The sequence below is a fragment of the Mucilaginibacter humi genome, assembly GCF_013087555.1.
In genome coordinates, this window is record NZ_JABFCR010000008.1 from 40,138 (window position 1) to 53,500 (window position 13,363).

General features: G+C 41.8%; 18 protein-coding genes and 4 pseudogenes. 5 read left to right on the forward strand and 17 right to left on the reverse strand.

The window, feature by feature from the left end; translation table 11 throughout:
- Window positions 1-20 precede the first annotated feature (20 nt).
- From HK413_RS14555 to ffh, 6 genes and pseudogenes are all read right to left on the reverse strand, one after another.
- The gene (locus HK413_RS14555; protein WP_217451993.1) at window positions 21-1,013 is read right to left on the reverse strand and encodes a M1 family aminopeptidase; all 993 of its coding nucleotides are present in this window, start codon (window positions 1,011-1,013) and stop codon (window positions 21-23) included.
- Window positions 1,014-1,058: 45 nt separating this feature from the next.
- A pseudogene (locus HK413_RS20575) lies at window positions 1,059-1,214 on the reverse strand (hypothetical protein); the annotation flags it as partial.
- A complete protein-coding gene (locus tag HK413_RS14565; RefSeq protein ID WP_217451994.1) occupies window positions 1,148-1,375 on the reverse strand; it encodes a hypothetical protein in 228 nt (75 codons plus the stop codon). The gene HK413_RS14565 and the pseudogene HK413_RS20575, both read right to left, overlap by 67 nt.
- The gene (locus HK413_RS14570; RefSeq protein WP_217451995.1) at window positions 1,372-1,602 is read right to left on the reverse strand and encodes a hypothetical protein; all 231 of its coding nucleotides are present in this window, start codon (window positions 1,600-1,602) and stop codon (window positions 1,372-1,374) included. The genes HK413_RS14565 and HK413_RS14570 overlap by 4 nt, the downstream gene beginning before the upstream one ends.
- Window positions 1,603-1,704: 102 nt before the next feature.
- Entirely contained in the window at window positions 1,705-2,010 is a 306-nt protein-coding gene (locus tag HK413_RS02840; RefSeq protein ID WP_175269062.1) for a GIY-YIG nuclease family protein, read from the reverse strand.
- Between the two features lie 88 nt (window positions 2,011-2,098).
- A pseudogene (ffh, locus tag HK413_RS02845) lies at window positions 2,099-3,421 on the reverse strand (signal recognition particle protein).
- 158 nt (window positions 3,422-3,579) lie between these two features.
- On the opposite strand from ffh, the gene HK413_RS21875 reads away from it, so the two are divergent.
- Both HK413_RS21875 and HK413_RS21880 read left to right on the forward strand, forming a co-directional pair.
- Complete coding sequence (locus tag HK413_RS21875) at window positions 3,580-3,765, forward strand: DUF5916 domain-containing protein (RefSeq protein WP_394353118.1); 186 nt, start codon at window positions 3,580-3,582, stop codon at window positions 3,763-3,765.
- Window positions 3,764-3,877, forward strand: a pseudogene (locus tag HK413_RS21880) (DUF5916 domain-containing protein); the annotation flags it as partial. The gene HK413_RS21875 and the pseudogene HK413_RS21880, both read left to right, overlap by 2 nt.
- Here the strand turns inward: HK413_RS21880 and HK413_RS02850 are convergent.
- The 11 genes and pseudogenes from HK413_RS02850 to rsfS form a co-directional block, all read right to left on the reverse strand.
- A complete protein-coding gene (locus HK413_RS02850) occupies window positions 3,870-4,682 on the reverse strand; it encodes a DUF3078 domain-containing protein (RefSeq protein WP_246229583.1) in 813 nt (270 codons plus the stop codon). The pseudogene HK413_RS21880 and the gene HK413_RS02850 overlap by 8 nt on opposite strands.
- 371 nt (window positions 4,683-5,053) lie before the next feature.
- Window positions 5,054-5,644 carry a peptidase associated/transthyretin-like domain-containing protein gene (locus HK413_RS02855; protein ID WP_175269063.1) on the reverse strand — a complete coding sequence of 197 codons (591 nt, stop codon included), beginning with the start codon at window positions 5,642-5,644 and terminating at the stop codon, window positions 5,054-5,056.
- A gap of 130 nt (window positions 5,645-5,774) precedes the next feature.
- Complete coding sequence (locus tag HK413_RS02860) at window positions 5,775-6,407, reverse strand: glucosaminidase domain-containing protein (RefSeq protein ID WP_246229585.1); 633 nt, start codon at window positions 6,405-6,407, stop codon at window positions 5,775-5,777.
- Window positions 6,404-6,622, reverse strand: a complete 219-nt coding sequence (locus HK413_RS16320; RefSeq protein ID WP_246229586.1) for a hypothetical protein — start codon at window positions 6,620-6,622, stop codon at window positions 6,404-6,406. Before HK413_RS16320 ends, HK413_RS02860 begins: the two co-directional genes overlap by 4 nt.
- 72 nt (window positions 6,623-6,694) lie before the next feature.
- Window positions 6,695-6,910, reverse strand: coding sequence for a hypothetical protein (locus tag HK413_RS02865; RefSeq protein ID WP_175269064.1), 216 nt, complete (start codon window positions 6,908-6,910; stop codon window positions 6,695-6,697).
- A complete protein-coding gene (locus HK413_RS02870; protein ID WP_175269065.1) occupies window positions 6,891-7,253 on the reverse strand; it encodes a glucosaminidase domain-containing protein in 363 nt (120 codons plus the stop codon). The genes HK413_RS02865 and HK413_RS02870 overlap by 20 nt, the downstream gene beginning before the upstream one ends.
- Before the next feature lie 2 nt (window positions 7,254-7,255).
- Entirely contained in the window at window positions 7,256-7,849 is a 594-nt protein-coding gene (locus tag HK413_RS02875) for an O-methyltransferase (RefSeq protein ID WP_317169229.1), read from the reverse strand.
- A 189-nt stretch (window positions 7,850-8,038) separates the two neighbouring features.
- Window positions 8,039-8,476 carry a LutC/YkgG family protein gene (locus tag HK413_RS02880; RefSeq protein ID WP_317169230.1) on the reverse strand — a complete coding sequence of 146 codons (438 nt, stop codon included), beginning with the start codon at window positions 8,474-8,476 and terminating at the stop codon, window positions 8,039-8,041.
- 220 nt (window positions 8,477-8,696) lie between these two features.
- Window positions 8,697-10,282 (reverse strand): annotated as a pseudogene (gene ftsH / locus HK413_RS20580) (ATP-dependent zinc metalloprotease FtsH); the annotation flags it as partial.
- 137 nt (window positions 10,283-10,419) lie between these two features.
- On the reverse strand, window positions 10,420-10,800 hold the full coding sequence (locus HK413_RS21885) for a hypothetical protein (protein ID WP_175269066.1): 381 nt from the start codon (window positions 10,798-10,800) through the stop codon (window positions 10,420-10,422).
- 31 nt (window positions 10,801-10,831) lie between these two features.
- On the reverse strand, window positions 10,832-11,215 hold the full coding sequence (gene rsfS, locus HK413_RS02895; protein WP_175269067.1) for a ribosome silencing factor: 384 nt from the start codon (window positions 11,213-11,215) through the stop codon (window positions 10,832-10,834).
- Window positions 11,216-11,362: 147 nt separating this feature from the next.
- On the opposite strand from rsfS, the gene HK413_RS16330 reads away from it, so the two are divergent.
- The 3 genes from HK413_RS16330 to HK413_RS02910 all read left to right on the forward strand — a co-directional run bounded on the left by HK413_RS16330 (window position 11,363) and on the right by HK413_RS02910 (window position 13,343).
- A complete protein-coding gene (locus HK413_RS16330; protein WP_246229598.1) occupies window positions 11,363-11,755 on the forward strand; it encodes a biotin--[acetyl-CoA-carboxylase] ligase in 393 nt (130 codons plus the stop codon).
- Window positions 11,756-12,088: 333 nt separating this feature from the next.
- On the forward strand, window positions 12,089-12,394 hold the full coding sequence (locus HK413_RS02905; protein WP_317169231.1) for a protein-disulfide reductase DsbD domain-containing protein: 306 nt from the start codon (window positions 12,089-12,091) through the stop codon (window positions 12,392-12,394).
- 280 nt (window positions 12,395-12,674) lie between these two features.
- Complete coding sequence (locus HK413_RS02910; protein ID WP_175269068.1) at window positions 12,675-13,343, forward strand: cytochrome c biogenesis protein CcdA; 669 nt, start codon at window positions 12,675-12,677, stop codon at window positions 13,341-13,343.
- Window positions 13,344-13,363: the final 20 nt, after the last annotated feature.

Genomic DNA, 13,363 nt, shown 5'->3' on the forward strand with positions numbered 1-13,363 from the left:
GAATATAATTAGTCTTTAATTTAATTCCCGGTAACCGTAAAACCTGCCAGTAAATTAACATTTGGGTCCACCTCAATAACCGGCGTTTTTTTGCCGGCGGCTATATGCATAGTTGCAGATGGAGCAGTCATATTAACTGTATAGGTCTTACCATCTATTGCAACTTCTAATGGGAACACATATGGTACCTTCTGCTTTTGGTCGACCTTTAAATCAACTACATGAGTTTTTGTATCGTACTTCCAGCTAACCGCTATGTCCGGATGGCCGGCGGTATTTAGCCATTGTTTAAAGAATGCTTTCAGGTCCTGCCCGCTTATCTGTTCCATTACTTCGCGAAAGTCGGTTGTATTAGCATTGCTGTTTTGGTATTTCAGGTAGTAAGTGTTAATGCCTTTCCAAAACGCGCCATCGCCAAGCTTGCGGCGTAACATGTGCAAAAACCAACCGGCTTTTTGATAACTATTGGGATTTAGCAAAGGCATATAATTTGCTTTTATGGTAGTATCAACAACGGGCGTGTAGCGTTTCTTTTCAAATTTTATTACCAGAGTGCGGTCATCACTTAAACGTTTTTTCAGGGTGTCTATCCCATATTTATTTTCAAGGTAATAATGGGTTAGATAAGTGGCAAAACCCTCGCTTAACCATAGGTGATGGAAATCTGTTTCGCTTGCAGAATCACCGAACCATTGGTGAGCAATCTCGTGCGCCATTAGTTCTTCTATGCCTTTGCTTTCTGGTGAGTCTTCGAAGTAAAATATGGTCCCGGCATTTTCCATACCGCCAAATATGGTTTTTGATTGTACGTTAGCCAATTTTTTATAACTATACGGGCCAATATGTTTGATATAAAACGGCAGTATCTCACCCGCTACAGCATAACTTTTAAAGCCGGCGTTAGCGCTCTCCGGGAATACATAAGTATAAACCGGGATATCATCTACATCTTTAGGGTGATCGATAGCAAAATCGGCAACGCCAATAACCATTATTTTAGTTGATAAAGGCACCGTCTCCTGCCAATGGGTTGTTTTAAGCTGACCGGGTAAAGCTGTTTCGCTGATTTTTAATCCGTTGGCTACAACCTGGTAATGGTCCGGCGCGATAACGGTAAAATCAACGGCCGCTTTATCGGCGGGCTCGTCTACGCAGGGTATCCAGTTATGCGCACGGTTGGGCCAGTTATCGCCAAAAAAGTACGATGGCCAAATTTATTTGTTGATATGATGAGGCCATCGGCCGGGACGCCTTCGTAGGTAATGGTATATGTTTTGGTAGCATTGGCTACGGCTTTTGTATGAATGTTTACAACGTCGCTATCCTGTTGAAAGCGAACAGCCTTGCCGTTCTCCAACACCCGGCTAACGGTCATGCCTTTGCCGTTAATTCCTTTTTTACCAGATTGATATGAAATGATCCGGGCGTGGCTAAAAACTTAACCAGGATGTCTGCTTTACCTTTAATATTATCAGTAGCGTCGCTTAGCTGAATATGGAAACCATAATGCTGTACATCAATAACCGCACCGGGCGATTGGGCATTGGCAGCAAGTGTAGCCAATGTTAATCCTGCAATAAAGTATAATCTCAGTTTGTTCATAGCTTTATTATCTTACGTAATAATAAGCTATTTTGTTTGTAATAAAAACACACCGACTGTCATTTCGACCAACGGGAGAAATCTTATACACCAGACAGGTAGCTAACTACTCACATCCCCGTTTAAGAAACGCCACTCTGGATTTAATGACTCTATTAATAAAGTCTTCTTTTCTCTACGCCATTTTTTTATTTCCTTTTCCCGCTGAATGGCATATTCTATGTGAGTGAAATGTTCGTAGTAAACCAAGTTATAACAGAAGTACTTTCCTGCAAAAGTTTGCTTGCTTCCCTTATTTTCATTGTGTTCAAACAAACGGCGACTAAGGTCATTGGTAACCCCTACATACAAAACCGACTTATCAGGGTTTGTTGTGATATAAACATAAAAGTTATAGTTCCACGTCACGTCCCAATAAGTCGGTTAATATCGCTCGTATAAGATTTCTCCCTCGTACCTCGGTCGAAATGACACGCGAGAGGGAGGAGTGTCTTTCCTACCTCGGCATTCTTTTCATCATGCTTGCCATAGCGGCGGGGTTGCTCATTTGCTTCATTACCTTACGCATATCCTCAAACTGCTTGATCAGTTTGTTTACTTCGGCCAGTTCGGTACCCGAGCCCTTAGCTATACGGTTACGGCGGCTTTGATTTATGCTATCGGGGTTCTCTTTTTCTCCCGGCGTCATCGACTGGATAATGGCCTCAATGTTTTTGAAGGCATCATCCTCGGATCTCTACGTCCTTCATCATTTTACCACCCGGTATCATTCCCATCAGGTCCTTCATGTTACCCATTTTTTTGATCTGCTGGATCTGGCTGTAAAAGTCGTTAAAGTCGAATTTATTTTTGCGGATCTTCTTTTGCAGTTCGGCCGCTTCCTTCTCGTCAAACTGCATTTGCGCACGCTCAACCGGGGATACTACGTCACCCATCCCCAATATACGGCTGGCCATACGATCGGGGTGGAAAACGTCAATCGCTTCCATTTTCTCGCCTGTACCAATAAACTTGATCGGTTTGTTAACCACCGATTTGATAGATAAAGCGGCACCACCACGGGTATCGCCATCCAGCTTGGTTAATACAACACCGGTGAAATCTAAACGATCATTAAATACTTTGGCAGTGTTAACGGCATCCTGGCCGGTCATGGCGTCAACCACAAATAGGATCTCGTGCGGATTAACAGCGGCTTTTACCTGCTCTATTTCCACCATCATGGCCTCGTCAATAGACAAGCGGCCCGCGGTATCAATAATTACTACGTTATGGCCATGTTGTTTGGCATAAGCAATACCTTCGTTTGCTATCGCGATAGGGTCCTTCGACTCTAAATTGGCATATACCGGTACACCTATCTGCTCGCCTAAAACCTGCAATTGGGTTATAGCCGCCGGGCGGTAAATATCATCGGCAACCAACAAAGGCTTTTTGTTTTTCTGCGTTTTTAAAAAGTTAGCCAATTTGCCGGTAAAGGTTGTTTTACCCGCACCGTTCAACCCCGCTATCAAAATAATTGTTGGCGATTTAGCGAGATCAAGCTCGGCAGTTGTACCACCCATCAGGGCCGCCAACTCGTCGTTCATCAGCTTGATTAACAACTGGCCCGGCGATACCGCGGTTAATACGTTGGCACCAATAGCTTTTGCTTTACATCGTCTGTAAATGATTTGGCTGTTTTATAGTTAACGTCGGCATCCGGGAGTGCCTTACGGATCTCCTTCATGGTTTCGGCCACGTTTATTTCTGTAATGGTTCCTTGCCCTTTAAGGACCTTAAACGCCCTGTCGAGTTTATCCGAAAGATTTTCAAACATATTGTTGTCGTACTTTATTTAATCTTTTTGAGGCTACAAAGGTATGATTTTACGGCAATTATGTCTTAAAGAATACCAGATCCTTTCACATCTTTTAACTTTTCTTAACTACTCTTTAACAAAAACCATGTAACGTTTTTTCGAACTTACTATTATGACTGGCACAAAATGGCGAGCTGGCCGACCTAACATCATCAGCCTTTAATAAAAATAACTATCAAAATTATAATGTGTGGAACATTGATATGATCTATCAATGGCAATTCTCCCCGGGAAGCGAAATCAGCGTTGCCCGGAAAAGTTCGTCGCTAAACAACACAGCCCCGGCGGTATTGTTATTTTAATAATTTCGACAATACGCTAAATCAGCCAAAAAACAATAACTTTTCCATCAAGATATTGTATTATATCGACTATCAGAACCTAAAGAAAAAAGTGAAGCTAATTGCTAATTAGGAAATCTATACGCTATGCCCAGTGCCATGCCCTCTGTGCCCTGTGGCTTACCGTTTATACTTTTATCATAAACAAACGTACCACCTACTGATACCTTAACCAATCGGTTAACCTGTGCTACAAGTGTGGCATCAACCCGGTGGGTTATAAATGAGATATGCTTTTCGTAAGGGATGAATAAAGCATAACGGGTATTTAAGTTCATGTTTTTAGCAATATCCTTAACAAAAGTTGCTACCAACTGGAAAGCAAGGTCGTTCCTGAATTTTTTACCTCTTTTTACATTGTAGTTAGCCGGGTTGTTTTTGTAGAGGGTAGTATCTATCAAAAACGTTTGGCGTGCGGTACCTGTACCAAATCTTACATCTAAAAAGCGGGATGGCTTGAACTCAAAACCCACCGACTCGGTTAAGTAACCCGGAGCCATAAACCTTGATATTAAAAGCGATGGGCCATTATTGTTATTATAAATATATCCTTTATCAAACTGCGACTCAAACGTTAATGACCCAAAGAAAAACCAGTATTTTGACAATTGTGTAGCCAGTTTGTTATCAAGAAATATGCGGTCGACTGTTTTGCGCGAGCCCTGATCTTTATTTTTTGAGCTTCCGTATTGTAACCTTAGTTCGCCTACATAGTCAAAAGGTGCTTTATTATACTCTGTCTTATAGTCAAAATCGCCATTTAAGGCAATAGAGCTTGATCCACCGCCCGAACTATAGTGATTGCTATTTGCCGACTGACTAAAGCCTATCCCAATACTTATCCATTTACGCCAGTAATTTACATTATAATCAAGCATGGAAACCGGCACGGCTTCCTGCCTTATCTGTAATATTTTTGTACGTACAGGTAAGGAGTTTTTAGGAGGATCTATGTGATATTTTTTAAGAGCGGCGGTATCAATTGTAACCTCTTTTTTAAAGAGTCTACTTTTGGGCGGATGCAGATAAAGCCACCATTGACAGAACTAAAACTATATATCCGGGTCTGTTTTTTAACATAGATAGACAAAGAAACGCATTTTTCCTTTAAATCAGATTAATTCTGTCGCCATTGGTTTAATCACACCAACAACTTTTATTCTTTTTTGTTTCAACCGGGGGCATTACTTTATGGGCAGCTGGGTTTCGCCGGTACCTTTTTAAGTTGTTCCTAATGGTATTTATAAACTCATATTCGCTTGCATTTGCCGGGGAAATAGTAACCGGGCCGGTATTTGGCCATAAAGTCGGTTAACTCAAAGCCTTTCAGCCCCGTAATGCGGCTTACTAAGCCCTTGTTAAACCGGTAATCAACAACATCGTCCCTATAGTCTGCCTCAATGGTTTCGCGCAAATGAGCGGCATTACGGCCGGCTTTGCTAAAGGCGTTGTATATGGCGTCAATACTTAGCCCTACGCCAATGCCGGGCGTAAGCGAAAACATATCCTTGTTTCCTAATGATCCGCTAAAGATCTTGCTGTTATCCCGTTTTCTGGCGGCCAGTCGTTTTTGCGGATCGGGCAACGAATCATATATATTAACCTGTTTAAGCTGGATAGCTATCCGGCGCAGATAAATAGCCAGCGGGATATAGTCTTTTATAGTTACGGTATCTGCAAAATGCTCTACCTGCGAAAAAACGATCCTATCTCCTGGTTTGGCATCTATGGTGAAAACACCGTTGATATTATTGTAGGTACTTGCGCCGGTATTTAAGTTCATCACATTAACCCGCGATAACCTGTCCTTACTATCCTTATCAAAGATGATACCCGCCACAGAGGTTTCTGGGCAAGCGCCTTTATGCTTATTAGTATACAGAAAAAGAAAGTTAGTACTGGTTTCATTAACAGCTAAAACTAAACGTTTGCTTACGTTGCGGCATAATATTTAACAATAATTAACAGGCCTATTTAGCAATTATCAGCTTTTGGCCAATCTTAATATTGTTATCGCCCATGCTATTTAATGTCTTAAGCTCATCAACAGTTAAGCCAAAACGTTTAGAAACGTTGTATAGTGTATCGCCGGTTTTTATGGTATATAATTTATTGGTGGGGGTAACCTGTACCAATGAGTCTTTTATTTCTTTGCCGATGTTTTGGTTAATCTGGGCAAGCACACGGTCCTCGCGCTTAATTTTTTGCTCTTCGCCCTCGGGCCGATCAAACTGGTCAAGATGATATTTTTCGATAACACCTATCAATAATTGCGGATATTTTGGATTGGTGGCATAGCCCGCGTCTTTTAAACCCTGCGCCCAGCCTTGGTAATCGTTTTTATCCAGCTCAAACAATGGCGCGTAACGTTTTCTTTTTAAAAATTCTGAATGATCTCGGTACGAGTCTTCCGGCTTATCGTATACCCTAAAGCAATCGTTTTCCTGGTCGTCATCTTTGTAATAACTTTTGCCTTTCCAGTCGCTGGTACATTTTATGCCGAAATGATTGTTTGCAATTTTTGAAAGATCGCTGTTACCAAAGCCCGATTCAAACAGCCCCTGTGCCAAAGTTATACTGGCGGGTATACCGTAAGTGTTCATTTCTGGATGGCAATGTTTTTAAACCTGTCAATATACGTTGTAACGGTATAAGGCACAAAAGCAGCAATAGCTACGCTGCGCACTTTCTCTACCTTTTCATTATTTTTTTTAGCTTCTGTATCAGAAATTAAGGGGACGACAGCACGCACTGGCGGCCTGTAAACAGTTGCCTTTTTATGTGCCGAGCATGAGGTTAATGCAGCTGCAGCAATCAATAAAAAAATTATATTTCTTTTTAAAACAAGGGGCGCTGCCCGGGATATATCATAACGCCAAATTAGGTTTTATTACTTTAAATACGGGTTTTCTGTAGCGCTTTGTGTTGCTTGCGCTGTCTGTGCTTGCTCGGTTGGGGTTTTATCAAGATCATTCAGCTGATATTTACGTATAATGCCTAATACCTGCGATGCCCATTTTTTACTGCTGGCATAGCCACTGCGCTGGATACCTTTAACCCACTTTTCGTAATCGTACTGGCTTAATTCACTTGATATGCGACCCAATTCGGCGATGGGTAATGACGCGTGCAAAATCGTCGAACGACTCCAATATTGAATCGTACTTTTTATAGGCCGATTTTACCTTCTTATTGTTTTTATAGTATACAGTAGTACTGCCGCCTTTAAAGCCAAATTGATTATTAAGATTTTTAGCGATTGCACTGTTGCCGTTGCCCGACTCATGCATAGCTATGCCTAAAATAATGCTGGCGGGTATGCCCGTTTCGTGCATAATTTGTATGGCATTATCTTTGAATTGTTCGATGTAAGATTTTGAAGTGTTCTTTTGGGCGAACGCGGTAACAGATGATATTAGCAGCGTTGTAATCAGTAAGGTTTTCTTCATAATTATTTTTTTCTGATGATAAGTATGCCGTCGCGCACTGGTAAAATGAGTTTTTCAACTCGTGTGTCAACAGCTATCCTGTCATTTAGTTTTCTGAAACTCTCCGTATCGGCATCTTTTTCATCGCCGTATACTTTGCCTTTCCATAAAACATTGTCAATTATTATTAATCCTCCGGATCTGACATTGTCAAATATTAACTCAAAATAAAGTAAATTATTCTTTTTATCCGCATCAATAAACACAATATCAAACATTTCGGTGCTTAAAGTGGCTATTACATGCTCTGCAGGCCCAAAATGGACCCTTATTTTTTTTTCCACATCTGTTAGCGAAAAGTGCTTTTTAAGCATTTCTTCTAATTCGTGGTTAACTTCAATGGTATGGATTATTCCGTCTTCGGCAAGCCCTTCGGCCAAACAAATAGTGGCATAGCCGGTAAAAGTGCCTATCTCCAAAATGCGTTTTGGCTGCATCATTTTACTTAGCATGCTCAACACCCTGCCCGGTAATGGCCCGATAGCATATTGGGCTTTAGCACCTTTAAATAGGTTTCCCTGTTTATAAACTGTAGCGCCCCGGGCTCGGGTTCGCAATGGTCATCAAGATAGGATTGTAAGTCGCCTGGCAAAATTTCCATGGCGCAAAGATAAGCATTTTGAAATTAATGGGTTTGGCGGTATTATCCCTCCAACAAAAACACAAACACTTCTTTAGGCCCGTGGGCGCCCAATACCAGTGTTTTTCAATATCAGCAGTACGGCTTGGACCGGTAACGTTTGATATCATGGATGGGATATTTGCGCCATATTTTTCTTGATCAACGCGAAGCCGTCTTTCAAATCAGGCACTAATTGCGAAGTATAGGCCAACACAATATGCACCCCGGGGTAAATGCTTAGCCTACGGCCCGCTGCATTGCCGTTTGACAGCAGTATGCTGCCATTACGCGCAATTAAAGCTTCGCAAAAGGTAAACCCTACTTCGGCTTGTTCAAAGTCTTTGTCGGTCTCAAAATAAGGGTATTCATAACGGGCCAGTATTTCCTGCAGGGCAGGTTCCCAGCAGTATATTTTGCGCCAGTTGCGCTGTTCGGCCAGTTCTAAAAGGGTTTCAATAAATTCAACCTCATCCTCACAAAAAGCAAACTGGCCCTTTACGGCCATAAACTCTTCAGCAAACATTACATCCAAATGATCGGGTGCCGGCGGATAATGCGGCAAATTCTCCGAGGTTGGGGTAAGGGTTATCCCTTTTCTCCAGCAATGCCTGGCGGATCTTTTTAAGCAGCTTTTCTTTTGATGTAGTAATGTCTCTCATTTATTCCGGAGCCTTAAGCCCGAAGTCTTAAGTCTAATGTGTTTGGCAATTATAAATAAAAAAGTCCGAAATCTTAAATCAACTGACTAAAGACTTCGGACTATAGACTATAGGACTCAAAAATTATTCGCCTGTTGCTTCTTTCTCTTCAGGATTACGGTTAAACGTTCCTGAGTGGTCAACAACACCTTCATGTGCTATGCCTTGTGCGGCAGGCTCTGGTTTGATTCAGCAGCGCCGTTCACAAACTCATCATAAGTAGTGCGGTGCTCAAACGGGCGCTTGCCTAATATCTCTTCAAGATCCGATTGGAACAGGATCTCTTTTTCCAACAACTTGTCGGCCAGTTTTATCAGGCCTTCGCGTTTATCCAACAGCAACTGTTTGGTACGGGCATACACAGCATTTATCTGGTTACGTACTTCGCTATCAATCAGTTCTGATGTTTTTTCAGAATATGGCTTGTTAAACTGGTATTCGCCTTGTGTATCGTTGAATGATACATTACCAACTTTCTCATTCATACCATAAATGGTAACCATGGCGTATGATAGTTTGGTGATGCGTTCAGGTCATTTTGTGCACCGGTAGAGATCTTACCAAAAGTAATATCCTCGGCAACGCGGCCACCCATGGTCATACACATGCCATCTTCTAATTGCTCAATAGTGTATAAAAACTGCTCTTTAGGCAGATACTGCGCATACCCTAAGGCTGCAACACCACGCGGAACAATAGATACTTTAACCAACGGATCGGCATGTTCCGGGGAACCAGCCCGCAATAGCATGGCCGGCTTCGTGGTAAGCCACGATGCGTTTTTCTTCGGGTGATATGATCTTATTCTTTTTCTCTAAGCCGCCAATTACACGATCAATAGCATCCTGAAAATCCTGCATATCAACAGCCTCTTTGTTACGGCGGGCAGCAATAAGGGCTGCTTCATTACAAACGTTAGCTATTTCTGCACCGGCGAAGCCGGGAGTTTGGGCTGATAATTTCTTGGCGTCAACACCTTCGGCCAGTTTAACCGGTTTTAAGTGTACTTTAAAGATCTGCTCGCGACCAATCAAATCAGGTTTATCAATAGATACTGGCGATCAAAACGTCCGGGACGCAATAATGCCGAATCCAATACATCAGGGCGGTTAGTTGCGGCAAGAATGATGATCCCTGAGTCAGTACCGAAACCATCCATCTCAACCAATAGCTGGTTCAGGGTGTTTTCGCGCTCATCGTTACCGCCTACAATATTGTTTTTACCACGGGCGCGGCCAATGGCATCAATCTCATCAATAAATATGATACAAGGCGCTTTGTCTTTTGCCTGGCGGAACAGATCGCGCACACGTGATGCACCCACACCTACAAACATTTCCACAAAATCAGAACCTGATAACGAGAAGAAAGGCACCTGCGCCTCGCCGGCAACTGCTTTGGCCAATAGGGTTTTACCTGTACCCGGCGAGCCTACCAATAGCGCGCCTTTAGGTATTTTACCACCAGGTTAGTATATTTTTAGGATTTTTAAGGAAATCAACAATCTCCATAACTTCCTGCTTAGCCTCTTCAAGGCCCGCAACATCATTAAACGTTACTGATACCTGTGCTTCCTTATCAAATAAAGTAGCTTTTGATTTGCCTATGTTGAAGATCTGGCCGCCGGGGCCGCCACCTGCACCACCACTCATGCGGCGCATAATGAACATCAGCACTGCAGCAAACAGGATGATCATGATAACGCTTTGCACCAGGCCGTTTGACAGCAGGCTGTCATGCGGTACATATTTAACACTTACTTTTTGGTTGTCAGGGACATCTTTTTGCGCGTTAGCTATTTTTTGATTTAAGCTTTCGTATGATCCTTCAGTAAAAGTATATTGTGCTTCGTTCCCGGTTGAACCAAAACGTTGTTGTGCTTTTTTACATCGGCATAACGCGGTTTGTTTAGGCTATCTTTTTTAATATGTACTTCCGCAATTAAATAATCAGCGGTTTTGTAAGCTTCTACATAATCTACATCACCCGGCTTAAGCATTTCGTTTTCAAACTGCTTAAAATCAATTTGGGTAGAAGCATTATTATTTGAATAAAGCGCCACACCAACAAAGGCGGCTATAGCAACAGCATATAACCACATGAAATTAAACTTAGGAGGTTTGGGGGCTATTCGTTTATTAGGGATCTTTCTTATAGGTTTTGGCTTATCCAATTTCTTATCTTCCATTTTTATTTTATCTCACTTGTAATTAATTAAACTACCGGCGGTTAAGCGCTTTTGTAGTTTTTATTTCGGCATCGCCCCACAGATCCTCTACACCATAATATTCACGCTTGTCTGTACGGAAAACGTGGATCACCACATTTACATAATCTAATAATATCCATTCGCCATATTCAAGGCCCTCTTTACGCCAGGGCTCCTGCTTAACGGCTTTGAAGATCTCGTCCTCAATACTATTGGCAATTGCTTTAACTTGTGTGGTTGAGTCGGCATGACATATTACAAAATAATCTGTCACCGAACTGTTAAGGTTTCGCAGGTCTAACCTGACAATGTCGTTACCCTTTTTTTCCTGTATGCCATGAATGGCTAATTCAGAAATATAAGCTGATTCACTCGTCGCTTTATTTTTTACCATCAAAAAGAATTAGTTTTGAACGTTTTTTAGTTAAGCATTATTATAAATATAACATTGCAAAATAACATATTTTCAGGATTATTTGTTGGACAAAATTTACTGACATTAAAAGAAGTTGACTCGACCAACAATTTCCTTAAAAAGTTATTGTCAAATTCTAAGCCAGTACCAGAGGGAACGGTCATTATGGCAGAACACCAGTTTGCCGGCCGCGGGCAACAAAACAACCAATGGCATGCCGAGCCGGGCAAAAACCTAACGTTCAGTGTGTTGTTAAAACCAACTTTTTTAGCCGTTGCCGATCAGTTTGATCTAACACGCGCCATAAGTTTGGCCGTTTATGATACACTGTGTCCGATACTGGGCGATCAGTTAAAAATAAAATGGCCCAACGATATTTATTATGGCGATAAAAAGCTGGGCGGGATGCTGATTGAGAACTTATTACAGGGCAGCGTTATAAAAAACGCCATAATTGGTCTAGGCATAAATATAAACCGGAAAACTTCCCCGAAGGCGCAACTAATGCAACCTCTGTAAAACAGATATTACAGAAGGATTACGATATAAGAAATATATTAGCAGACATTTGCAACCACATTGAAGCTTATTATCTTGCACTTAAAGCAGGTAAAATAAACTTTGTAAGGAATACCTATTTAGACCGACTATATTGGTTTAATCAAAACAAACGTTTTAAGGCAGCCGGCGAAATATTTAACGGTATTATTACCGGTGTTAAACAAAACGGGTTACTTGTAGTCAATAAAAACGGCGAAGAAACAACCTATAACCTGAAAGAAATAGAATTTTTAAATAAAGAATAATATAACATCCATGAAAAAGTATTTGCAGTGGCGATAGCCCCTGGTTTTGACAGCAGGCGCTTATGCGCAGGTTTTAACCCCGGTTAAATGGGCGTATGCGGCTAAAAAAACCAGCGCTACAGAAGTAACCGTATTATTAAAAGCGACGATTGATGCCGGCTGGCACATCTACTCGCAAAATGTTAAAGACGGCGGGCCTATTAAAACATCGTTTACCTTTGCTAAATCAAAAGATTATACTTTGGTAGGTAAAGCCATAGAGCCTAAGCCAGTAACCAAATATGAGGATGCTTTTAAAATGAATGTAAGCTACTTTGAAAAAGAGGTTGTTTTTACGCAAAAATTAAACTGAAATCAGCAAATGTTACGGCCATTAAAGGCTCGTTAGAATACATGACCTGTAACAACCAAAAATGTCTGCCACCAGAGGATGTTAACTTTACTATCCCGGTAGGTAAATAATAGCACCCGATGACAGCAGCAGTTAACCGCTTTTTTAGCAGAACCATATTTTTATTTGCCTTGCGACGATAGGCTTTTCTGTAGCAGGCATCGCTTCGGCCCGGGCGCAAAGCGCGGATACAAGCGGTGTAAACTTTACCAGCATACCTACCGCGGCCGATAGTATTGCTATGCGTAAAAAGGCGCAGCTTGCACAAGCGGCGAAAGAAAACATACACAATACTGCTGCTACGTCAAAGAAAGCTAAATCGCTTTGGGAGATATTTATTGAAGGGTTCTTAGGTGGGTTTGCGGCGGTGATAATGCCTTGTATCTATCCGCTGTTGCCGTTAACGGTTAGCTTTTTTACCAAGAAAGCGGGCTCAAGGGCTAAAGGTGTTGGGCAGTCATTGCTTTATGGTTTATCTATTATTGTTATTTATGTAGGTTTAGGGGTTATTATATCCGCCTTTTTTGGGTCGGATGCGTTAAACGCGTTGGCTACTAATGGGGCCTTCAATATATTCTTCTTCCTGTTATTGGTAGTGTTTGGTATCTCGTTTTTGGGTGCTTTTGAAATTACACTGCCAAGTTCATTAGGCAATAAGCTGGATGCAAATGCAGATAAAGGCGGCTTGGCCGGGATATTCTTTATGGCGGCTACACTTGTTGTGGTATCATTTTCATGTACCGGCCCAATTATCGGAACGTTGTTGGTTGATGCCGCATCAAAAGGCGAGGGGAACTGGTTTGACCGCGAGATATTCTTATCACTTTGGATAGCCTTAGGATTTTTATTGGGGCTGTATTTAATTGGCAAGATCAAATTTTTTGCCGCCAATGGCTACGCAGGATTTTGATCTGTCGCCAATTCCGGGGG

Excerpts from the sequence above, each read along its gene's own strand:
- HK413_RS14565 (WP_217451994.1), bottom strand. The coding sequence starts at position 1,375 with ATGACCGTTAGCCGGGTGTTGGAGAACGGCAAGGCTGTTCGCTTTCAA.
- HK413_RS02910 (WP_175269068.1), top strand. The coding sequence starts at position 12,675 with ATGCGTAAAAAGGCGCAGCTTGCACAAGCGGCGAAAGAAAACATACAC.
- HK413_RS14570 (WP_217451995.1), bottom strand. The coding sequence starts at position 1,602 with ATGAACAAACTGAGATTATACTTTATTGCAGGATTAACATTGGCTACA.
- HK413_RS21885 (WP_175269066.1), bottom strand. The coding sequence starts at position 10,800 with ATGGAAGATAAGAAATTGGATAAGCCAAAACCTATAAGAAAGATCCCT.
- rsfS (WP_175269067.1), bottom strand. The coding sequence starts at position 11,215 with ATGGTAAAAAATAAAGCGACGAGTGAATCAGCTTATATTTCTGAATTA.
- HK413_RS02860 (WP_246229585.1), bottom strand. The coding sequence starts at position 6,407 with ATGAACACTTACGGTATACCCGCCAGTATAACTTTGGCACAGGGGCTG.
- HK413_RS02850 (WP_246229583.1), bottom strand. The coding sequence starts at position 4,682 with ATGCTTGATTATAATGTAAATTACTGGCGTAAATGGATAAGTATTGGG.
- HK413_RS02870 (WP_175269065.1), bottom strand. The coding sequence starts at position 7,253 with ATGAAGAAAACCTTACTGATTACAACGCTGCTAATATCATCTGTTACC.